Source organism: Paenibacillus riograndensis SBR5 (assembly GCF_000981585.1).
Classification (GTDB): Bacteria; Bacillota; Bacilli; order Paenibacillales; family Paenibacillaceae; genus Paenibacillus_AQ; species Paenibacillus_AQ riograndensis.
Map to the genome: position 1 here is coordinate 814,511 of NZ_LN831776.1, position 22,279 is coordinate 836,789.

Below are 22,279 nucleotides of genomic sequence, written 5' to 3' on the forward strand. Positions count from 1 at the left end.
CACCGGAACGTTTTATGAGATCATTTTGACTTCTCTGCAGGATTTGGACCACCCCTTCAAGCCTACCTTGCGCAGATTGGGTTCTTTGTCGCATCCAGTCATTCTGGAGGAATGGATTGCCGGATTAAAATACGTTATTACCCCGCTGTTCCCGGGTTATGGACAGACTTATTATCTATGGGCGGGCGTCTATATGGAAGAGGGCACCAAAGCGCTGATCATGCCCGTTTTTGAAGCGAAAATGAAAAATCATCCTGCCTTTGCCCAGTTGAAGAAAGAGCTGCTTGCCCAAACTGAGCTCAGCTTGGAGCAGGTTGCCGAGGTACGGGAGAAGATTGCGGTGCTGGGCCGGATTCTCTGTAAACTGCTATCCGGTTGTGCAGCTACTTCCGGAGTGCCGAGGATTGGGGAAATGACCTCCCGGCTCTTAACAGGCCTGGAGAAGGACTACCTCAAAGTTCAAGAGGTTCTGCAGCAGCTGGCGGCAAGTTCCTCGGCTGGGGACCTGTACGCTTTTGCCAAAGAGAATGAGGATGGCAGATTCCAGGTGGATTATGCCGCCGGAAAAGGGGCGCCGCTGCTGCTGAATGCTGTTTTCCAGCAAGGCGACGGGTATCTGGGACAGGCTGTGCTTGGCAAAGAGCCGAGGCACTGGAGAACCACTGCGCAAGACCCGAGGTCGTTGTTCTTCACGAAGTGCGGCCTTCCGCAGCCGGAGTATTTGTCCTGCTACCCGGCCTTGATCTACGGCGGCAGGAGAGCGCTTTTGCTGGCGGTGGGATTCAGCAAAAACGAACAGGTGCAAAGCTACGACCTTGAGGAACAGCTCGTTGCCTCCCTGGTGGGGCTTTCGGACAGAGGCGAGAAGCTGATGCGGCGGGAAGAGCTGCGCAAGGAAGGAACTCTCCGGCTTAAGGAAGCCGTGCGGCAGCTGCCGCAAGTCACAACATATAAGGAACTGGGCAGCGTGCTGCTCGATACCTTGATGAGCATGCCTTTTTCGCCTTCGCCGGTGCTTGTCTTTTTTATGAACCAGGAAGATGCCGAGAGTACATATTACTCCAGAGGCTGGACTGGAGCGGAAGAGCAGTTATATGTGAAGGATCTGGAGGAGCGGTATTCCCCGCAGGCCTTTCTCTCCGCCTCCATCATCCATGAAGCCGCAGGCGAGCGTTATTTGCTGGAATGTCCGCTCATCGCCGAAAATGCATTCAAGGGCATCTTGTCCGTCGGTTTCCGGCAGCAGAGCGAAGCGGGGGAATGGCGGGCATTTACGGAATGCATCGCCACCCTGGCTGCGACGGCCATCCGTCTACTGGAAAAGGACAGCAGGTACACCAAGCATGCCGGAGTATTTTTGAATAATCTCCGCAATCTGCTGCAGGACACCTATCCCGGGCTCCATCGTGTTTCGCAGGAGGCTTCCGGGCTGGCGTATGATTTTGGCCGGTACCTGGGAATGCCGGAAAGCGATTCTGAACGGCTTACACGCAGCTGCCTGCTGGCCCCATTTCAGCTGGAACTGCTGGATGAATACGATTTCTTTACCGAAGAGATTCTGCTGCTGAATCAGGTGGACCGGTTGTCTGCTTTTTATTTTGACATCGAGAAACCTTTACTCTCCTTTGGGGCCCAGGTGCTGGCTCTTGTACTGCAGCATACGGGTGAGCGGGAGCAGGGGGAAACGCAGGTGAACAGCAGGGAGAAATGGGTTGATCTCTCAAGATTTAAGATGGTTTGTAATGTACAGGCGGCAATCAATGAGGAGCTGCTGGCGTCGTTCCAGTCGTTTATACTCAGCCGGTCCGGGGATCAGCAGCAGGAGCAGGCAGTTTCGCCCGGGAAGCTCCTGAACAGCGCGGCGCTTAAATCGCCGAAGGAAGAGTGGGGAATCTCGCCCCGCGAAGAAGAGGTGCTGGAGCTGATTATCCTCGGCAAGACCAATAAGGAAATTGCTTCTGCGTTATTCATCAGTGAACATACGGTCAAAAACCACTTAAGCCGCATTTTTAATAAAATGAACGTGACGGACCGCTCGCAGATTATTGCCCTTATCTATAAAAGAATTCTGAATTCAGAGGGGCTTGAGATTTAGCGTTTGTTATGGACTCCTCTTACATCGTAGTGTGGCAAACTATACAAACAAATGATAAAGCAAACAGCCTCCAATCATCCCGCAAGGGAGTGACTGGAGGCTGTTTGTTTCAGGAAGGAACCGGATTACCGGAGACACGCGCCGGTATCCGTTCATTCCCAAAGATTTATTCCACCGGCAGCGCTGAATCCGATGTGGTGGCGTCCGCCAGCATCTGGCGGAGGACGGTCTGCAGAATGCCGCCATTCCGGTAGTAGTCGATATCCACGGTGCTGTCAAGACGGGCAATAACCGGGAATTCAAACTGGGTGCCGTCTTCGCGGGTCGCAGTGACAGCCAGTTCCTGGCCCGGCTGAACATCGTTGCCGAGTCCGGTGATGTTGAAGGTCTCGCGTCCGGTCAGGCCCAGACTGCTCCAGCCATGGCCTTCCTGGAATTGCAGCGGAAGTACCCCCATGCCGACGAGATTGCTGCGGTGAATCCGCTCGAAGCTCTCGGCGATAACGGCTTTGACGCCCAGCAGGAGTGTGCCTTTGGCTGCCCAGTCGCGCGAGCTGCCGGTGCCGTACTCTTTGCCGGCGATGACGATCAGATTCTGTCCTGCGGATTGGTACAGCATGGATGCATCATAGATCGACATCACTTCTTCGCTTGGCAGGAAGGTAGTAACTCCGCCTTCCGTTCCCGGAGCGACTGCGTTGCGGATGCGGATATTCGCAAACGTGCCGCGCATCATCACTTCATGGTTCCCGCGGCGCGAGCCGTAGGAGTTGAAGTCTGCACGTTCCACGCCGTGGCTCCGCAGATATTCACCGGCAGGGCCGGAGGTCGAGATATTGCCCGCTGGCGAGATGTGGTCGGTGGTTACGGAATCGGCAAGCAGCGCAAGCACGCGGGCATTGCGGATGTCCTTGATATCGCCGACACCGTCTGCCAGATTCTCAAAGAACGGCGGGTTCTGGATATACGTAGAGTTATCATCCCATTCGTACAGCTCGCCCTCCGGCACTGGAATGGAGTTCCAGCGTTCGTTGGCCGTAAATACATTCTCATATTTGCGGCGGAACATCTCCGGACTCAGGGAGAGGCCGATGGCTTCGCGGATTTCCGCGGAGGTTGGCCAGATATCGGCAAGGTATACAGGCTCGCCTTGCGGATCATAACCCAGCGGCTCCGTTTTCAGATCAATGTTGACCGTACCCGCCAGCGCATAAGCTACGACAAGCGGCGGGGACGCCAGGTAATTTGCTTTGACTTGCGCATGCACCCGGCCCTCAAAGTTCCGGTTCCCGGATATAACTGCTGCTACAGTCATATCATTGTCTGTAATCGCCTGGCTGACTTCATCCGGCAGCGGGCCGGAGTTGCCGATACAGGTGGCACAGCCGTAACCGGCCAGATAGAAGCCGAGCGCTTCCAGGGGCTTCAGCAGATCCGCCTTTTCCAGGTATTCGGTAACAACCAGCGAGCCTGGAGTGAGACTGCTTTTTACGTATCCGGGTTTGGTCAGTCCGCGTTCTACGGCTTTTTTGGCGAGCAGACCGGCCCCGAGCATTACGCTTGGGTTGGAGGTGTTGGTGCAGCTCGTAATTGCGGCAATCACAACCGCGCCTGTGCTGAGCTTGCTGGTGGTCCCGTTCTTATGCTGCACTTCTACAACCTCGTTGATTTTATCATCGCTCAGGCCATAGCCGCCCTTGTCAACCGGTGTGCGGATAATGCCTTCGAAGTTTTCTTTCATATGCGTCAGCTCAACCCGGTCCTGCGGACGTTTCGGTCCGGCAAGGCTTGGAACCACCGAAGCGAGGTCAAGCTCAATGGTATCGGTGAATGTCGGGTCCGGTGTATCCGAGGTACGGAACATTCCCTGCGCCTTATAGTAGTCTCCAACCAGCTCCACGAGTTCATCCGGACGGCCGGTGCTGCGCAGGTAGGCGAGCGTCTCGTCGTCCACAGGGAAGAAACCGATGGTCGCCCCGTATTCGGGAGCCATATTGGCCACTGTCGCGCGGTCAGCCAGGCTGATGTTGGCCAGACCCGGTCCGTAGAATTCGACAAATTTGCCGACTACGCCCTTTTTGCGCAGCATTTGGGTGACGGTCAGCGCCAGATCTGTTGCGGTAGCCCCTTCAACCAGACTGCCTGTAAGCTTGAAGCCCACCACATCCGGTGTCACAAAATAAAGCGGCTGCCCCAGCATCCCCGCTTCCGCCTCGATGCCGCCCACACCCCAGCCTACTACGCCAAGGCCGTTAATCATCGTCGTATGGGAATCGGTTCCGACCAGGGAATCCGGGTATACTACAGTTTCACCGTCACTCGTTTTGGTGGCTGCCACAGAGGCCAGATACTCCAGGTTAACCTGGTGCACAATTCCGGTTGCCGGTGGAACGGCGCGGAAATTGTTGAAGGCTGTCTGTGCCCAGCGCAGGAAACGGTAGCGTTCTTCGTTGCGTTCGAACTCTACGTTCATATTGTATTCAAGCGCGTCTGCGGTACCAAAAGCATCGACCATAACCGAGTGGTCAATAACCAGGTCGACCGGGACGAGCGGATTGATCTTCTTCGGGTCGCCGCCGGCTTTCTTGACGGTATCGCGCATGGCTGCCAGATCGACAACTACCGGTACGCCTGTGAAATCCTGCAGCACGATCCGGGCCGGGATGAACGGAATTTCTTTGTTGCGGTCGATGCCGCCTGACCAGCCGGCCAGCTGCTTCACGTGCTCTTCGGTAATCGCCCGTCCGTCGTATTGGCGGACAGCAGCCTCAAGCAATACTTTGATGGAAAACGGCAGGGAGGAAATATCGCCTGCGCCCTGCTCTTCTAGGGAGTTAAGATGATAGTAGCGATAGCTTTTGCCGCCTGACTCCAGGGTGCGGGCCAGCGAAAAATGGTCCTTGCTTGGCATATATGCGCCTCCTTGTTTCATCTGATGAAACTACATTTCAATATTTTATATACCTTAAGTATAACGTTTACAATGGGGGGAGTAAAGTTTTTTTTGCCGCTGGAACGCCCGGATTTCCCGGCGGGATGTAGTTTTAGCGCTTGGTAAAATGAGGATTGCACCGGATGTGCTGGCAGAAATGCCGTGGTGGGAGCGTCCGTATAAAGTAACTTTAATTTTAGAGAATTGGGCTGCTGGGCCAGATGAGAGGCGATATGGCATAGATAGCAGTTTCAGAAATCCCTTTGGTTTCGTCAAAAGTGGGCTGGTGGTGATAATGGGAAGGTAAGCTAAGTGGAAAAAGGGAACTTAAATTCCTCAGAAATCAACAATTGTGAGGTTTAAGTGGAAAAAGGGAACTTAATTCAGCAGTATGCCTTTATCTGGAGCGAAACGGGCTGAATTAGTGTAGCTTTTTCCACTTAGCCTGCCGGGTTACTTGATGCTCAAGCCAATTAGTGATACTTTTTCCACCTAACCAGCAAACGAAGCTCCAAGAAGGTACGTTCTCTCCTTACACAAATTTCTTGATACTATCGACCGGGTTGGCCGCTGGCCCAAATGAGAGGTAAAAGTACCTTTGATTTCGGAAGAACTAGGCTGCTGGTCCAAATGAGAGGTAAAAGTACCTCTGATCCAGCCAGAAGTTGAGGGGCGGAGAACGTTGAATTTGTTCCATGCCTTTTCCAAGACTTTCCGCGTGCACACTTGTATGCTCTGTTTTTTTAACATACCTTCTCATCAATTGTACTAATGATTTCGTTCCTCACCCGGGATACTAAACACCAAAACCCTGCAGAAGCCCTACACAACAATTCGACTAATAGTAAGGGCGGGGTGTAGTCGATAACAGTTGGTTTTCAATTAAGTAGGCTGCAATAGCCTATTCATTACCTAAGATGAGTTGTATTAACCCCGTATCAGCCTATCAGCCGGCCCGAAGCGTTTCTTCTTATTCCAATTGTATAGCTGCGAGGATTTCCTCATATACATAGAACAGCAGCAAAACAGGGATGAAGGGGCGGATCAATGGAATGGAGCAGCAGTGGAAGCAAAGTCTGTATGGATATGTAGATCAAGTGAATAAGGGGCGGGTGGCGCCCGGTGCCGAGCAGCAGCGCAGCACGGTCAGGGACCCGCGGTTCCTGCTGGAGCAGGGCGAACGCTCCCGGCGGCTCACGCAGTGGTATGAGCGGCGCGGCATTACACCACTGCGTTCAGAGACGGGGGTCCGCACGCTCCGGACTATCCGGCAGAACCCGTCAGAGGTGGTGGCGGATGTGGCGCTGCACAATGCGCTGTATTACGAAAAAGGCGGCATCACTCACCGCGAGGATGTCATTGAATCGGAGCGGCTGACTTTTGTGCTTGAAGGGAGCACCTGGGAAATTGCCGCAGTAGAGCGCAGCGTGCCGGAGCGGAATTCAATGGGCAGAGTGGCAGAAGCGGAACCGGCGCTGCGGCTGTCCAAATGGGGGGAGGCGCTCCCTGTCCCGCAGCCGTCGCAGCCGCTGCTTAACAAGGATATTCTGCGCAGTATTACCGGCAGCAAAGAGGTGCGCTACCGCCGCGAAGATGCTGCAGCCTATGCAGACCGCTGGTGGAAAGACGGCAATCCGGAGTTTGAAGTGTTTGATGTGGACTGCACCAATTATGTGTCCCAATGTCTCTTTGCAGGGGGAGCACCTATCAACTATACTGGTAAAAGAGAAACGGGCTGGTGGTACAAAGGCTACAACGGCGCGCAGGAATGGTGGAGCTTCAGCTGGGCCGTGTCGGACAGTCTGCAGCGTTATTTGAGCGCAGGCCGAAGCAGCGGACTCCGGGCCGAGACGGTGGAGCGGGCGGATCAGCTGATGCTTGGAGACATCATCCAGTATGATTGGGACGGCAACGGCCATTATCAGCATAGCACGATTGTTACCGCTTTTGATGCGGCTGGGCAGCCGCTGGTGAATGCGCGGACGGTCAGCAGCCGGCACCGGTTTTGGGATTACCGCGATTCCTATGCATGGACCGACAGAACGGCCTACCGTTTTTTTCACATCAATGACTACTTATAAATCAGAAAGAGGTTAGGGCATGGGGGATACAAAAATAACCGTAGGACTGGTGTACGGCGGCAAATCCGGAGAGCACGAGGTATCGCTGCAGACGGCATTTGCAGTTATGAACGCTTTTGACTACGCGAAATATGAGATTATACCTTTTTATATTTCCAAGCAGGGGCTTTGGAAGGTCGGAGCGGCGATGGATGCCCCTTTTGGAACTATCCAGGAACTGAAGCTGGGCGGCGAAGCCGGAGATATGAGTATGGCACTGAATGCGGTGTTCAGCGGGCTGACCGGCGGTGATCAGCTGATTGATGTGATGTTCCCGCTGCTGCACGGCACTAACGGAGAAGACGGGACGATTCAGGGCCTGTTCGAAATGGCTAATATCCCTTATATCGGGGCGGGTGTCCTGGCGTCGTCTGCAGGCATGGATAAAGTGGTCATGAAGAAGCTGTTCGGAGAGGCCGGGCTGGATCAGTGTGAATACTGCTATTTCAATATCAGCGCCTGGAAACGCAAAAGCCATGAGCTGATCATCAGCCTGGAGGATAAGCTGGGTTATCCGGTATTCGTCAAGCCGGCCAATCTGGGCTCCAGTGTAGGCATTTCCAAAGCGGTTGATAAGGAGAGCCTGATTAAGGCGGTGGAGGTGGCCTTCCGCTATGATACCAAGGTCATTATTGAAGAATTTGTTGATGCGCGCGAGGTTGAAGTCAGTGTGCTCGGCAATGAGGAGCCGGAAGCTTCGGTTCCGGGTGAAATCGTCTCTTCTGGTGAATATTATGATTATGCGGCAAAATACACCGACGGCAAATCGCAGATGCTGATTCCGGCCCCTGTGGACCCTGAGGTGGCTGACCGTCTGCGGGAGTCGGCGATTCAGGCGTTCCGGGCGATTGAGGGCAGCGGCATTACGCGCGCCGACTTCTTCCTGCGCAAATCCGATGGAAAGATTCTCATTAATGAAGTGAATACAATGCCCGGTTTCACACCTTACAGCATGTATCCGCTGCTGTGGCGCGAGACCGGCGTATCGTATCAGGCCCTGCTGGACCGCATGATCGAGCTGGCGCTGGAACGTTACCATTTCAAGCAAAATCTGAAGTACGATAACGAATAACATTTTGCGAGCGGCGGGATCATTCCGGCCGGGAAGGAGTGAGGAACCATGGGATTTCAATCCGAATTCAATTCTGTATGCAAGTTCAAGAATGACCAGGAGCTGTACGAGCTGCTGGAATACGGCCGCACCAAAATGGTAAAGCAGGGCTTCCGCGTGTATCCGACCGGCCAGAAGGTCATCGCCTACACACCGGAGAATGTGGCAATAGCTATTGTCAAAATTTCTGCATCGATCGCGGAAATTAATTTCCAGGGCAACGAGGTGACAGCCGTCGAGATGGATTTGGTGCGCAAGCTGAATGAAGAAGAATCACGGGTGCAGACGGCGCTGGCTTCTGAGATGTTTTTTGGTGAAGAAGGATGATTGTCCGGTTTGGCTATGTAGCCATGTCCACGGTTATCCCGGACTGCTCGCCCTCCAAGACCATGACCATGGCCAGCTTCAACAAGCTGAATGACCGGGAAGCCGGACTTCGGCGGCTGGAGGCTATCGCCCGGGGGAATCTTCACAACACGCTGCGTCTGCTGAAGCATAATGTAGGCTCCGATATCCGGGTATACCGCCTGACTTCAAAACTGATTCCGCTGGCGACGCATCCCGATTTGCAGGACTGGAATCCCTTTGAAGCATTGGCAGCGGATTTTGCCGAAGCAGGCAGCTATGTGAAAAAGCATGGACTGCGGGTTTCTTTCCACCCTGACCACTTTACAGTACTGAGCACCCCGCGGCCTGAGGTGCTGGCCAGTTCGGTCCGGGATTTGCAGCATCATGTGGATATGCTGAATGCCATGGATCTGCCGGCGACCGCCAAGAACAACATTCATATCGGCGGCGCGTATGGAGACAAGCCTGCGGCTGCAGCGCGCTTTTTGGAGCATTTTGCAGAATTGCCGCTGGACCTTCAGGAGCGGACGACGCTGGAGAATGATGACAAGACGTTCAATGCCCCGGAGACACTTGAGGTCAGCCGGAGGCTGGGAGTCCCTATGGTGCTGGATATTCATCATCAGTGGGTGAATAATGAAGGCGAGCTTCCCTGGGAGCTGTGGCCGGAGATTATGAAAACCTGGCAGACTCCGCTGGCGCTGAAGGATGTGCTCCCCGGTGAAACGCTGCCCCCGAAGATTCATGTGTCCAGTCCGCGCAGCCCGTCCGACCCGCGCAGCCATGCTGATGGTGTGGAGCCTGCGCCGCTGCTGGCTTTTCTTAAGCGAATCGCGGCGGACACTCCGGCCGTGGATGCGATGATTGAAGCGAAGGCGAAGGACGGAGCGCTGTTTGGCCTGATGGAAGCGCTGAAGGAGCTTGCCGAAGCCGGGAACGGAATAACGGTACTAGATGGGGCAAGCGTCAATATTGAACCATAAACCCCGGATAACCCGGTGCTAGAAGCGGAAAACGGGCTAACCTCCGACTTGATTAGTCTCCTTAAATAGGGTACGTTGAATAAAAGTTTAGCGAACACAAGGCCGGCGCTCCGATAGCACCTGGTCTGGCCGGTTGGTGGATGCCCTGGTTCCAAAGAGTGCACCTTGTCTCTACATATGGAAACAATTATGCTCAAGAAAGCGGAGTGAAGATATGAATCCTACAAATTCGGATAACCGGAACGACCGGGAGCCTTACGTTGTTACCAGTAAGGGGCATACTGCGGCGGCGATCAATGCCGCTGCCAAAGCGGGGGAATGGATCAAGAACAGACAGGGCCGTGTGAAGGAACTGGGCAGCAAGACGTCAGCCCAGGATCTGGTTACAGAAGTGGACAAAGGCGTGGAGCAGATGATCCGCCGGCTGATCCTGACCCATTATCCCGACCATGCAATTCTCGGGGAAGAAAGCGTTCAGCCAGGAGCTGATGCTTTGACTGCCGCCCTGGAAGAAGGGCGGAAGCATGAATATTTATGGATTGTTGATCCGATTGACGGGACGACCAATTTTGTACACGGGTTTCCTTTTTATTGTGTCTCCATAGCCTTGGTAGTCAAGGGTGAGCTGACCGTAGGCGTTATCTATGACCCTATCCGCGATGAGATGTTTGTGGCTGAGAAGGGCAAAGGCGCCTATATGCACGGGATTCCTACTTCCGTGTCTGCCGAAGCGGACCCGGGAAGCAGCCTGGTGGCGATGGGCTTCCCGCCTGACCGTACCTTCGCCCAGCCGGCGAATATGGCCGGACTGCAGCAGATTCTTCCACAGATAAGGGGTATCCGTGCCGGTGGCTCTGCCGCTCTGCATCTGGCCTATGTGGCAGCAGGCCGTGTAGACGGTTATTGGGAGGTCGGCCTAAGTCCCTGGGACTGTGCGGCTGGCGTGCTGCTGGTACTGGAATCCGGGGGCAAGGTAACGGATACGCTGGGCAATCCCTATGATATTGGCACCCGTCATGTGGTGGCGAGCAACGGACGAATCCATGATTTCCTGTTGGCCTCGCTTGGCGAAGCGGAAGCAACGGGATACAACAAATAAGGAGGGCGGCAAGAAGCATGAGTGAAAAAGATGATCTGGAGCGCAAGCTGAGCGAGCTGTTGGAGGATGGCGAGTTGGAAGAGGCCGACCGGACTGCCAAGGAGATCCGCCAAATCTCGCCCAAGTATGAAATCCGTATTCAGACCACACTTGATCCGATTGTGGAAGAAACGCTGCGCTACCGTAAAATAGGCCATGAGCTGGATGACAGATATGATAAATATCTGGAACGGGCGAAGAAAGATCATGGTTCTGAAGACAAAGATAACACAAAGCAATCATTTTGATTCCTGCCAGGAGCGGCTTCCGGATACCGGGAAGCCGCTCTTTTGCATACACGGACTGGATGATAGAATGGAATTATACCAATTTGGGAGGGATACGATGCTGAACGCATGGAAAAAAATGTACGCGGCTGGCACGAGCAGCCTGCTGCTGTTCACATTGTGGATCAGTGCAGGAGCCGGCTCTGCAAGTGCAGCTGAAGCCGCTGCAGCAGTACAAGGTTCGGAGCAGGAGGTTTTTCGCATCGTAGCACTGGGGGATTCCATCACGGCGGGGTATGAGCCGGGGATGACCGATCCGAATGTGAAGCCCTACGGATATGCGGAGCGGCTGCTGGAGCAGGGCTGGTATCATGGCAGAAGCGCTCTTAGCAACTATGGCATTCTGGGACTTACTACGGCGGGGCTGCTGAATTATACGGCAGCCATTAAAGATGGGGCAGCTGCCACTGCCGATGGGATTCAGGCCGGTCTTCCTGATCCGCGGATCAACCAATTTGCCGCGCTCACTCCGCAGATCAAGACTGAGCTTAGCGAGGCTGACCTGATTACGCTGACCATTGGCGGGAATGATGTGAGCAGCCTGCTGGTCACGGCCAAGGATCTGACGGAAGAGGCCTTCAAGGCTCAGCTGGATCAGCTTCTGGCAAGCTACAGCAGCAATGTTAAGGCCGCGCTTGAGAATATTCGCGCAGTCAATGCGAAGGCCACAATTCTGCTGGCCGACCAGTATCAGCCGGCGCCCAAGATTGCTGTCAGCAGCTCATATCTCAAGCTAATGAGCGCTGCCCAGCAGTTCACGGCGACGGCGGAAAGCGTGGCCGCCAGCCTGAATCAGCCGGATGCTCCGGTGAAGGTGGCCCATGTGGCGGAGTCATTCGCAGGCGTGGAAGCGTCGCGGACCCATATCATTAGCGCAGGGGCGGCGGATTTCCACCCGACGCAGCTGGGGTATGAAACCATCGCCAAGGTATTCGCCGAAACGTATTGGGGAGAGTACCGGGTTCCATCCGTTTCCGCGTGGACAGCCGCATCCGCACCCATGTCAATTGTGGTGAAGGGAGTGGAGCTGGATACGCCGAACAAGCCGATTCTGAAGAACGGGCAGAACTTCCTGGCATTGAAGGATATTCTGAATGCTGTGGGCGCCACCGGAAAGTGGGACAATAAAACCCAAAGTGCGACCATTGTGTACGGCGGAAAAACTGTAGTGATAACAATCGGCTCCCAAACGATCAAGGTCAACGGGGCGGCGGCAGCCATCGATACACCGGCGTTCCTGCAAAAGGTCGGCAATGAGGATAAAACCTATCTCCCGCTTGCCGCCCTCGCCACCGGCCTGGGCTTCGATGTGAATTACAGCAGCAAGCTGCGGACGGCTTTCATTAATCCATAGACGCGCATAAGCTAAAAGGAAATATTAAATTCAGCCTGTACGGCATAAAGGTGGATGAATGTTGTTGTCTAGTGCAAAATTTAAGGCGGAATATACGATTACTATGGACGATATTGTGCGTGAGGGTGCTTCCGTGCTGCGCACTGTAGCGGAGCCTGTGCCAATACCCTTGCAGGCTGAGGATCAAGAGGCGCTGCAGTGCATGATGCAGTTTCTGAAGAACAGCCAGGACCCCGAGGTTGCTGCAAAATATAAGCTGCGCTCCGGCGTAGGGCTGTCGGCGAATCAGATCGGACTGCAGAAGCGGATGTTCGTAATGTACCTGAGAGATGAGAAGGGCAACATGGTGGAGCATGCCTGGGTCAATCCGAAGGTGATCAGCCATTCAGTGGCCATGATCTATCTTCCAGAGAGCGAAGGCTGCCTGTCCGTTGACCGCCCGGTGCATGGCTTTGTGCCCAGATACGAGTCCGTGAAGGTAAAAGGCTATAATATGACCGGCAAGGAAGTCGTCATGAAATTCAAGGGCTACCAAGCCATTGTAGTCCAGCATGAAATCGATCATCTGGACGGCATCATGTTCTACGACCGGATCAATGAAGAGAATCCTTTCAAGCTCCCCCAGGGTGTGGAGATCCGCAGTCTTTATGAGCAGAAAAGCAGATAAACAGAAAAGCAAAAAAGCAGATAAGCAGATAAGCAGATAAGCAGAAGCAGATAGTCTGCTATTCCTGCTTAAGCCATTCTCCGCCGCCGCTGTCCTCCGGGACAGCGGTTTGAGGGAGGATCAGCGTGTGAGTTGCAGAGAATGAAGTGGAATTCACCCGAAAAGGTGGGAATCAGTTGGATCGGATAACCTATTTCCGGCTAGTCCTTGCCAAGAAGGCGCTGAGCAAGCGCTATATAAATTGAACTTGAAAATATTACAATTAAGGGGAAAGTGACGGAGGAGAAGTTTGGAACTGGAGGAGCGGTAGCGTCCGCCTTTGTCTGCGGATTTCAACCGCGAACGGCGGAACAAAATCAAGAAATCTGCAGATGGGCAGCGGCTGGAAGTCCAAACATTCTCTGGAGTCACGACTAATCCCAAATAGAAAAATCACAAGTTCAGTTTATATAGTTGGAAAAAGGGAACTTATTTCTCCCCAAAATCAACAATCGTGAGATTTAAGTGGCAAAAGGATACTTAATTAGACCGAATTACCTTACCAGGGGGGCAAAATGAGCAGAATTAGTTAACCTTTTTCCACCTAATCTTCGGAGAACAGGGTTTTGGAGCAAATTAGTTAACCTTTTTCCACTTGGAGTGGCCGCAGGGTTTATGGAGGGTCCTTCCAGGCACTGTTAAACTGAAATCCAAAACGGCTACGTTGTCCAGTGAGGACGGCGTAGCCGTTTTGTTCTATGCTTGGAACAGAGTTACCTTTAATATGGAAAATAGTGTTATACTTACAGGATTATCAAGGAGGTTTAGTGGAAAGCAGATTGGGCTGACATAAGGGAGCGCATATGGACAGAAATACAGGCATCCTGAAGGTTGCTGCGGAAGTATTGGTTTGCGACCGCAGGAAGAGTGGTTAAAGCGGCAGGACTAAACGACAGGAGGAAATGAAAATGGGCTGGAGTAGAGTTCCGATACGAGGGATGCAGAATGTGTACAATGACGAAGCGAAGCAGATTGATGAGCAAATTCTGGAGCTGTTCCGGCAGCGCAAAGCGGTTTCAGGTGGTAAAGGGCTTTTTCCTGATACGGAAACGATAGAGGAGTGGGCAACCCGTTTTGAGCTTCAACCCGATGAAATTACGTTCATTCTGAGCAGCCTCAATGAAGCACGTCCGAGACGCAAATTCTGGGAAGAGCCCGGAGTCCTGCGGGGTGTGTTGCCGATTATGCAAACAACGCTGCAGGACGATGTCGAGTATACCCTGACCCATGCGCTGCAGCATGAAAAGCTTAGTATTGTCACGCTGGAAATCAAGTATCTGAAGGAGACTGTTGGGCAGGTCAGCATCAATCCTCTACTTACGCTTGCGGTTGTCGGCGATACGGATTATGAAATCGATGGATATGGTGCGCGTGGTGGTGGAGCACATTTTCATATGCAGTTCATGGTCTGGCCACCGCTGCCGGAAGACCTGAGTTTCGTGGAGTTTTCCCTGGTACCTGCCAGCAACAGATTCATGTGCCCCATAAGAGAAGAAGTCTTCCTGGACAAGCAGATTGACTTTCACTAGCTCCATACTGAGCGTTAACGCAAAAATAACCCACTGCGCGAATCCGCAGTGGGTTTGTTTTTATAAATAAGAAGCCTCAATGAGATCTGCACAACAGACGCTGCCTGCGGAAGTATTATTTCTCCGCCGCCATGGCCCGGAACGAGGCTTCCGCAGCTTCCAGTGTAGCGTCAATATCGGCATCGGTATGCGCCGTGGTCAGGAACCAGGCTTCATATTTGGACGGGGCCAGGTTGATGCCGCGGTTCAGCATGTGGCGGAAGAAGCTGGCGAACAGCCCGCCGTCCGTATCCTGTGCTTCATCGTAATTGGTCACCGGATGATTGCAGAAATGCGTAGAAAACGCGCCGCGGATCCGGTTGATGGTCAGCGGGATGCCATGGCGGTCCGCGGATGCCTGCAGCCCTTCGGTCAGGCGGATCGCCAGCCGCTCCATTTCGTCATAGACACCTTCGGCTGCAAGCACCTCCAGACAGGCGATGCCTGCGGAGATGGAAGCGGGATTGCCCGCCATCGTACCGGCCTGATAGGCGGGGCCGAGCGGAGCGACCTGCTCCATAACATGCTTGCGGCCGCCGTAAGCGCCAATCGGCAGGCCGCCCCCGATGATTTTGCCGAGTGCGGTCAGGTCAGGGATGATGTCCTCATGATGATCGAGGCCTGCGTAGGTTTGAGTGGAACCGTAGTGGAAACGGAAAGCGGTGATGACCTCGTCGTAAATGACCAGTGATCCGTTGTCATGGGCCTGCTTGCAGAGCCCTTCGAGGAAGCCCGGCTGCGGCATAACCATGCCGAAATTGCCGACAATCGGCTCCACCATTACCGCCGCGACATCCGCGCCCCATTTGTCCAGCGCTTCACGCAGCGCGTCCAGATCATTGAAGGGAACCGTGATGACCTCCTGGGCGATGCTGGCAGGGACTCCGGCACTGTCGGGAATGCCAAGGGTGGATGGACCAGAGCCGGCGGCGACCAGGACAAGGTCGGAATGGCCGTGATAACAGCCGGCAAATTTGACAATTTTGCTGCGTTTGGTATAGGCACGTGCTACACGGATCGTAGTCATGACGGCCTCGGTGCCGGAGTTGACGAAGCGCACTTTATCCATCGAAGGAATGGCTTCTTTCAGCATTTTGGCCAGCTTGATCTCAAGCTGCGTGGGTGTTCCGTACAGCAGCCCGTTTTCTGCTGCTTGTGTAATGGCCGCAGTAATATGGGGATGGGCATGGCCGGTAATAATCGGTCCATAGGCGGCCAGATAGTCTATGTATTCATTGCCGTCTTCGTCCCAGAAGCGGGAGCCTCCGGCGCGTTTCATGAAGACAGGAGCGCCGCCGCCAACGGCTTTGAAGGAGCGGGAGGGGCTGTTGACGCCTCCGACGATATGCTGCAGAGCTTCCTCATACAAATGTTCAGAGGTGGTACGGTTCATAATTAATCATCCTTTCAATGATAGTAACACAAGGGAAAGGGCGAACCGCCGGATTTATCCGCTGTTCGCCCGCCCTGATGCTAAGCATGGGTATTATTGAAGATACAAGGATGGATAATAGTTCACGCTATGAAGCATCCTTATATTCCTCGCTGATAAGTGATTTATTTACTCCCGGCGCTGGCCGAAGGACTGCTGCCCGGAGAAGCATCCGGCGATGGGGACGGCTCAGGACCAGCCAGTGTATCCTGAACGAATTTCTTCAGCTTGTTTTCGCTGCTGATGCCGAGCACTGCCGAGCCGCCGCTGGTTTTTTCTTCGGTAAGCAGATTCATCGGCGGAATTTGTGCACTGCCGCCCATCGAGCTGTCATAGCCCACGGTAGCCAGCTTCCACATATCATTAACGTCCAGGTTGGTATCAATATAAGGGGTAACCTGGGACAGAATATTAGGAAGCTTAATAATGGAAGTGGTGCTGATCACCTTGTCGGCAACAGCCTTAAGGAAGCCGCGCTGACGTTCGGTCCGGGTGAAATCGGAAGTGGCATCATGGCGGAACCGCACATATTGCAGCGCCATGCTGCCGTCGAGATGCTGGAAGCCTTTTTTCAGATCAATGTCATATTCGGGGCCGTCTGCCTTCGTCTTATACACCATATCCTTCTCGACCTCGTAATCGACGCCGCCCACTGCATCCACCAGCTTAATAAAGCCCTGAAAGTCGGTATAGACATAGTATTGGATCGGGATGCCAAGCAGTTCGCTGACGGTCTGCATCGCGGTATTGGGCCCGTGGGTTATCGCTGTATTGATGCGTTCTTTGCCATGCTCAGGGATAGAAACATAGGTATCACGCAATATAGAAAATACATAAAATTTCTTCTTGACCGGGTCAAGGGAGGCAACCAGCATTGTATCCGAGCGGGGGACTTCACCCTTCTTCACTCCGCGCGCATCGACACCCATAAGCAGGATGTTAACCGGTTCGGTGCCTTCCCATTTGGGAGGCTGAACGGTTTCGGCTGAAGGTGAGGGAATTGCTGCAAACGGCGAGTCTTCACCGGTCTTGTGCAGGTTGTCCATCTGATTATAGATTTCTGCAAAATAATAGACTATCCCGCCGATAATCAGGAGAAGTATAATTGCCAGAGTCCAGAGCAGCGGTTTTTTCTTTGACTTGCCGGCTTTTGCGTGCCGTTTCTTTCTTGGTGGCATTTCGTTCTTCCTTTCCCATTCACATTCTCTACATTATAATTTCTTTTAGGTATACAAGCAATTTCGGAATATTCATCCATATTATTAAGGAGAGAACCATTAATGAACAAAATCGAGGTCGGACAAGAAGTGCCGGACTTTACTCTGCCTGCTTCAACAGGACAGAATATCAGCTTAAGTGATTACCGCGGCCGCAAGGTGGTGCTGTATTTTTATCCCAAAAATATGACCCCTGCCTGCACGCAGGAGGCCTGTGATTTCCGTGACGCCGGGGACCCGATTGCCCGGGGCAATGCAGTCGTGCTGGGGATCAGTCCGGACAGCCTGTCTTCCCATGCGAAGTTCATCGAGAAGCACAGTCTGCCGTTTCCGCTGCTCTCTGATGAGGATCATACCGTAAGCCAATTATTCGGGGTCTGGCAGCTCAAAAAGCTGTACGGCAAAGAATTTATGGGCATTGTGCGGTCCACCTTTCTCATTGATGAGCAGGGCATTCTGGTCAAAGAATGGAGAAAAGTCCGGGTCAAGGGCCATGTCGAAGCGCTATTGGGAGAAATCATGAATAAATAAGTATGCTGGTAACGAATTGTAAATGTCTGTAACATTTTTAACAGCTTCCATCAGGCGCTCTCATGATATAGTTGCCTCATATTACTTCAAATTTGGAGCAAGGCATGGTGATGAATGGCATGATGATGCTGCGTATTGGGCTGGACGTCGGATCAACTACGGCCAAACTGGTTGTTATGGAACACGATGTGATTGTATACCAGGATTATGTGAGACATTTTAGCGATATAAAAAAAGCTGCGCTTTCCCTCCTGTCGGATGTGCGGGACAGGTTCCCGGATCGCGAGGCAGCTCTGACTGTAAGCGGTTCCTCCGGCTTGTCCCTTTCGAAGCTTGGCGAGGTTCCGTTTGTGCAGGAGGTCATCGCCTGTACGAAGGCGATCAGCGAGCTGATCCCCCAGTGCGATACCGCGATCGAGCTGGGCGGCGAGGACGCCAAGATTATCTATCTTAGCGGAGGCATCGAGCAGCGGATGAACACAGCCTGTGCGGGCGGCACCGGAGCGTTCATCGACCAGATGGCCTCCCTGCTGCAGACTGACCCGGCGGGTCTGAATGTCCTTGCCGAGCAGCATGAACGAATCTATCCTATCGCATCGCGCTGCGGCGTCTTTGCCAAAAGCGATGTCCAGCCGCTGCTCAATGAAGGCGCCCGCCGCGAGGATGTGGCGGCTTCGATTTTTCAGAGCATTGTCAACCAGACGATCAGCGGATTGGCCTGCGGCCGCCCGATCCGTGGCCGGGTGGCTTTCCTTGGCGGGCCGCTGACCTTTCTGCCCGCGCTGCGGGAGCGGTTTGCCGAGACGCTTGGGCTCAGCGACAGCGATGTGCTGTTTCCGGAGCACTCGCAGTATTTTGTCGCCATTGGTTCAGCATTGTCGCAGACCGATCCGCTGGTTCTGCCGCTGTCCGGCTGGATGGCCCGGCTGGATGCCGTTGATTTCTCGGCCGACCGTGCCGAGGATGCCGAACTGCAGCCGTTGTTCGCCTCGCCGGAGGCTCTGGAGCAGTTCCGGCTCCGCCACAGCCGGGCGGCAGCTCCGCGTTCGGAGCTGGATACATATCAGGGACCGTGCTATCTCGGCATCGATGCCGGATCTACCACAACCAAGCTGGTGATTACCGGCGCTGCGGATGAAATCCTCTATACCTTTTATGGAAGCAACAAAGGCAACCCCCTGCAGTCCGTCAGCGATGCCCTGAAGGAGATCTACCGGATTCTGCCTGAAGGCTGCCATATTGCCGGTGCATATGCAACCGGTTATGGGGAAGGCCTGGTCAAGGCAGCGCTGCGTACAGACGGCGGTGAAGTGGAGACGGTTGCGCACTACAAGGCAGCCTCCAAATTCATGCCGGAGGTCGATTTCATTCTGGATATCGGCGGACAGGATATGAAGTGCATCAAGATCCGCGGCGGCGCCATCGACAGCCTCATGCTGAACGAAGCCTGCTCGGCGGGCTGCGGCTCTTTCCTGGAGAGCTTTGCGTCCGCACTGGGGCTCGGCATCGGGGAATTTGCCGCAGCAGCGCTGGAATCCGCCCAGCCGGTCAATCTGGGCTCCCGCTGCACGGTTTTTATGAATTCCAAAGTGAAGCAGGTGCAGAAGGAAGGGGCTACGCTGGCCGATCTGTCGGCAGGGCTTGCGTATTCGGTCATCAAAAATGCGCTCCAAAAGGTCATCAAAATCCGCAACGCTGACGATCTGGGGCGCAACATCATTGTCCAAGGGGGTACCTTCTACAATGAAGCCGTACTTCGCGCTTTTGAGCTGCTGACCGGAAGAACAGTGGTCAGACCGGATATTGCCGGCGTGATGGGCGCCTACGGCTGTGCATTGCTTGCCAGAGAGCATGCCGGTTTTGACGGGGTCAGCACCCTGCTGGGACCGGAAGAACTGGAAGCCTTCAAATATGAAGTGTCACCGGGCCGCTGCAGACTATGCGCCAACAACTGCGCGCTGACGATCAGCCGCTTCCCCGACAAGAGCTTCCATGTCACCGGCAACCGCTGTGAGCGCGGGGCCGGAGGCAAGAAAGAGAAGAATAACCTGCCGAATCTCATGCAATACAAATATGAACGGTTTTTTGATTATGAGGGGCTGCCTGTGGAGCAGGCGGAGCGGGGGACAGTCGGCATTCCGCGGACCATGAATATGTTCGAGAACTATCCGTTCTGGCATACCTTTTTCACCACACTGCGCTACCGGACGGTGCTGTCGCCGAAATCCAGCAAAAAGCTCTATGAGAGCGGAATGGACACCATTCCTTCCGAATCCATCTGCTATCCGGCGAAGATGGCCCATGGGCATGTGCAGAGCCTGCTTGGCAAAGGCGTCGATTTCATCTTTTATCCGGCCGTTGTATACGAGAAGAAGGAAGACGACGCGGCGCAGAACCACTTCAACTGCCCGGTGGTGGCCTCTTACCCCGAAGTGATCCGCAACAATATGGATGGATTAAAAGAAAAAAACATACCGCTCGTGAGCCCGTTTCTGACCTTCGATGATATTCCGGCGCTGACCCGGGTTCTGGTGAAAACCTTCATGGATATCCCGAAGGAAGAAATTGCCGCTGCCGTGCAGACGGGACTTGCCGAAGCCGAGCGGGCCAAAGCCGATCTGCGGAACAAAGGCGAAGAAACGCTGGAGTTCCTTACCCATAGCGGTACCAAAGGCATTCTGCTCTGCGGCCATCCCTACCATGCAGATCCCGAGATTAATCACGGCATCGCCGAGATGATCACGGGCATGGGTCTGGCTGTGCTGACCGAGGATTCTATCTGCCATCTGGACCGCAGTGAAGGGGAGGTGGGCGTGGTTAACCAGTGGACCTACCATGCCCGGATGTACCGTGCGGCCCGTCTGGCCGCCAGCAGGAATGATCTGGAGCTGGTACAGCTGACCTCCTTCGGCTGCGGAATTGATGCCATTACCTGCGATGCGGTTCAGGAAATTTTGGAGCGCAACAACAAGGTATACACCTTGATCAAGATTGATGAGATCAGCAATTTGGGCGCGGCGCGCATCCGTCTGCGGTCGCTGCTTGCGGCTATGCGCGAGCGGGAAAAAGGGGATGTGAAGCCCCAGCTCCTGTATAAAACACAGGCTAACATGCCGTTTACGAAGGAAATGAAGGAAACCTACACCATTCTGGCACCACAAATGTCTCCCATCCATTTCGAGCTGTTCGAACGCGTCTTCCGGGACGCCGGATACCGGCTCAAAATCCTGGAAAGCACCGGACCGAAGGAGACAGAGGAAGGCCTGCGGTATGTCAACAATGATGCCTGCTACCCGGCGATTGTCACTATCGGGCAAATGCTGTCTGCCCTGAAGAGCGGGGACTATGATCCGGACCGGACCGCTGTAATCATGTCGCAGACCGGGGGCGGCTGCCGGGCAACCAATTATATCTCGCTTTTGCGCAAGGCGCTGAAAGATTCCGGATTGGGGCAGATTCCGGTAATTTCGCTGAATGCCTCCGGAATGGAGAACCAGCCGGGGTTCCGGATCAGCCTGAGGCTGGCCAACCGGCTGATTGCGGCCGCCTGCTATGGCGACCTGATGATGCGGCTGCTGCACCGCTTCAGACCGTATGAAGTGATTCCGGGAAGCGCGCAGGCCTTGTTCCGCAAAGGGATGGACCGCTGCAAGTCCAGTCTTTCGACCTTTTCGTTCCGGGAATACAAACGGCTGACCCGCGAAATCGTCGCCGAATTCGTTCAGCTTCCGGTGATCAAAACCGTGAAGCCGCAGGTAGGGATCGTCGGCGAGATCCTGATCAAGTTCCATCCAGACGCCAACAACCACATCATAGAGATGATTGAGGCCGAGGGGGGCGAGGCGGTTATGCCGGATTTCCTGGATTTTATTTTCTATTGCGTCTACAATCCGATATACAAAGCCGAGCAGTTCGGCAAAAGCAAAAAGCTGGGCTTCTTTAATCCGATGCTGATTTCCTACCTGGAAATTTACCGTAAGCCCGTCAAGGCGGCGCTGGAAGAAGCAGGTCTGGCCAAAGGCCGTGAGAATATTTACGGACTGGCCGAGAAGGCCAGCCGTCTGGTCTCCGTGGGCAATCAAATGGGCGAAGGCTGGTTCCTGACTGCGGAAATGATGGATCTGCTGGATAACGGGGTTAATAATATTGCTTGCATCCAGCCTTTTGCCTGTCTGCCGAATCATATTACCGGACGGGGAATGATTAAGGGGCTGAAGGACCTGTATCCCGGCGCCAACATTGCGGCCATTGATTACGATGCCGGTGTCAGTGTCGTGAACCAGGCGAACCGGATCAAGCTGATGATGTCCATCGCCAGCGGGTTGACGAGCAGCACTCCATCCTCTGGCGCAAAGGTGAAAAGAGGCAGTGCAATAAAACCTGTAGTGGTCGGAAGCGTCAGAAGCGACCTGTAAGCTTGCAGTTCAGTAAAATTCAAAGAGCGTACCCTTAAGACG

The 22,279-nt window shown here is 54.0% G+C and carries 14 protein-coding genes and 1 pseudogene; 12 read left to right on the plus strand and 3 right to left on the minus strand.

The genetic code is table 11. The annotated features are described in order from the left end of the window. Positions 1-1,894: 1,894 nt before the first annotated feature. A pseudogene (locus tag PRIO_RS37175) lies at positions 1,895-2,095 on the plus strand (response regulator transcription factor); the annotation flags it as partial. A 166-nt stretch (positions 2,096-2,261) separates the two neighbouring features. Here the strand turns inward: PRIO_RS37175 and acnA are convergent. Further along, a complete protein-coding gene (gene acnA, locus PRIO_RS03615) occupies positions 2,262-5,006 on the minus strand; it encodes an aconitate hydratase AcnA (RefSeq protein ID WP_020430633.1) in 2,745 nt (914 codons plus the stop codon). Between the two features lie 1,052 nt (positions 5,007-6,058). Here acnA and PRIO_RS03620 point away from each other — a divergent pair. The 9 genes from PRIO_RS03620 to PRIO_RS03660 all read left to right on the plus strand — a co-directional run bounded on the left by PRIO_RS03620 (position 6,059) and on the right by PRIO_RS03660 (position 14,603). Then, positions 6,059-7,108, plus strand: a complete 1,050-nt coding sequence (locus PRIO_RS03620; RefSeq protein ID WP_020430634.1) for an amidase domain-containing protein — start codon at positions 6,059-6,061, stop codon at positions 7,106-7,108. Positions 7,109-7,127: 19 nt separating this feature from the next. Beyond that, complete coding sequence (locus tag PRIO_RS03625; RefSeq protein ID WP_020430635.1) at positions 7,128-8,219, plus strand: D-alanine--D-alanine ligase; 1,092 nt, start codon at positions 7,128-7,130, stop codon at positions 8,217-8,219. Positions 8,220-8,267: 48 nt separating this feature from the next. Next, positions 8,268-8,585 carry a hypothetical protein gene (locus PRIO_RS03630; RefSeq protein WP_020430636.1) on the plus strand — a complete coding sequence of 106 codons (318 nt, stop codon included), beginning with the start codon at positions 8,268-8,270 and terminating at the stop codon, positions 8,583-8,585. Next, positions 8,582-9,589 carry a UV DNA damage repair endonuclease UvsE gene (gene uvsE / locus PRIO_RS03635; RefSeq protein WP_020430637.1) on the plus strand — a complete coding sequence of 336 codons (1,008 nt, stop codon included), beginning with the start codon at positions 8,582-8,584 and terminating at the stop codon, positions 9,587-9,589. The genes PRIO_RS03630 and uvsE overlap by 4 nt, the downstream gene beginning before the upstream one ends. Positions 9,590-9,803: 214 nt before the next feature. Further along, entirely contained in the window at positions 9,804-10,688 is an 885-nt protein-coding gene (locus tag PRIO_RS03640; RefSeq protein ID WP_020430638.1) for an inositol monophosphatase family protein, read from the plus strand. A gap of 17 nt (positions 10,689-10,705) precedes the next feature. Beyond that, entirely contained in the window at positions 10,706-10,975 is a 270-nt protein-coding gene (locus PRIO_RS03645) for a hypothetical protein (RefSeq protein ID WP_020430639.1), read from the plus strand. Positions 10,976-11,072: 97 nt separating this feature from the next. Beyond that, on the plus strand, positions 11,073-12,368 hold the full coding sequence (locus PRIO_RS03650; protein ID WP_046501137.1) for a stalk domain-containing protein: 1,296 nt from the start codon (positions 11,073-11,075) through the stop codon (positions 12,366-12,368). A gap of 103 nt (positions 12,369-12,471) precedes the next feature. Further along, entirely contained in the window at positions 12,472-13,035 is a 564-nt protein-coding gene (def, locus tag PRIO_RS03655) for a peptide deformylase (RefSeq protein ID WP_231869926.1), read from the plus strand. A 947-nt stretch (positions 13,036-13,982) separates the two neighbouring features. Further along, on the plus strand, positions 13,983-14,603 hold the full coding sequence (locus PRIO_RS03660) for a hypothetical protein (RefSeq protein WP_020430648.1): 621 nt from the start codon (positions 13,983-13,985) through the stop codon (positions 14,601-14,603). Between the two features lie 115 nt (positions 14,604-14,718). Here PRIO_RS03660 and PRIO_RS03665 read toward each other — a convergent pair whose 3' ends face one another. After that, a complete protein-coding gene (locus PRIO_RS03665) occupies positions 14,719-16,035 on the minus strand; it encodes a glutamate-1-semialdehyde 2,1-aminomutase (protein ID WP_020430650.1) in 1,317 nt (438 codons plus the stop codon). Positions 16,036-16,199: 164 nt separating this feature from the next. Continuing rightward, entirely contained in the window at positions 16,200-17,252 is a 1,053-nt protein-coding gene (locus PRIO_RS03670; protein WP_020430651.1) for an LCP family protein, read from the minus strand. 102 nt (positions 17,253-17,354) lie between these two features. Between PRIO_RS03670 and bcp the strand changes: the two genes are divergently transcribed. Then, positions 17,355-17,822, plus strand: a complete 468-nt coding sequence (gene bcp, locus PRIO_RS03675; RefSeq protein ID WP_020430653.1) for a thioredoxin-dependent thiol peroxidase — start codon at positions 17,355-17,357, stop codon at positions 17,820-17,822. A 125-nt stretch (positions 17,823-17,947) separates the two neighbouring features. Beyond that, on the plus strand, positions 17,948-22,237 hold the full coding sequence (locus tag PRIO_RS03680) for a 2-hydroxyacyl-CoA dehydratase (RefSeq protein WP_046506387.1): 4,290 nt from the start codon (positions 17,948-17,950) through the stop codon (positions 22,235-22,237). Positions 22,238-22,279 lie beyond the last annotated feature (42 nt).

Excerpts from the sequence above, each read along its gene's own strand:
- acnA (WP_020430633.1), bottom strand. The coding sequence starts at position 5,006 with ATGCCAAGCAAGGACCATTTTTCGCTGGCCCGCACCCTGGAGTCAGGC.
- PRIO_RS03620 (WP_020430634.1), top strand. The coding sequence starts at position 6,059 with ATGAAGGGGCGGATCAATGGAATGGAGCAGCAGTGGAAGCAAAGTCTG.
- PRIO_RS03625 (WP_020430635.1), top strand. The coding sequence starts at position 7,128 with ATGGGGGATACAAAAATAACCGTAGGACTGGTGTACGGCGGCAAATCC.
- PRIO_RS03630 (WP_020430636.1), top strand. The coding sequence starts at position 8,268 with ATGGGATTTCAATCCGAATTCAATTCTGTATGCAAGTTCAAGAATGAC.
- uvsE (WP_020430637.1), top strand. The coding sequence starts at position 8,582 with ATGATTGTCCGGTTTGGCTATGTAGCCATGTCCACGGTTATCCCGGAC.
- PRIO_RS03640 (WP_020430638.1), top strand. The coding sequence starts at position 9,804 with ATGAATCCTACAAATTCGGATAACCGGAACGACCGGGAGCCTTACGTT.
- PRIO_RS03645 (WP_020430639.1), top strand. The coding sequence starts at position 10,706 with ATGAGTGAAAAAGATGATCTGGAGCGCAAGCTGAGCGAGCTGTTGGAG.
- PRIO_RS03650 (WP_046501137.1), top strand. The coding sequence starts at position 11,073 with ATGCTGAACGCATGGAAAAAAATGTACGCGGCTGGCACGAGCAGCCTG.
- def (WP_231869926.1), top strand. The coding sequence starts at position 12,472 with ATGGACGATATTGTGCGTGAGGGTGCTTCCGTGCTGCGCACTGTAGCG.
- PRIO_RS03660 (WP_020430648.1), top strand. The coding sequence starts at position 13,983 with ATGGGCTGGAGTAGAGTTCCGATACGAGGGATGCAGAATGTGTACAAT.
- PRIO_RS03665 (WP_020430650.1), bottom strand. The coding sequence starts at position 16,035 with ATGAACCGTACCACCTCTGAACATTTGTATGAGGAAGCTCTGCAGCAT.
- PRIO_RS03670 (WP_020430651.1), bottom strand. The coding sequence starts at position 17,252 with ATGCCACCAAGAAAGAAACGGCACGCAAAAGCCGGCAAGTCAAAGAAA.
- bcp (WP_020430653.1), top strand. The coding sequence starts at position 17,355 with ATGAACAAAATCGAGGTCGGACAAGAAGTGCCGGACTTTACTCTGCCT.
- PRIO_RS03680 (WP_046506387.1), top strand. The coding sequence starts at position 17,948 with ATGCTGCGTATTGGGCTGGACGTCGGATCAACTACGGCCAAACTGGTT.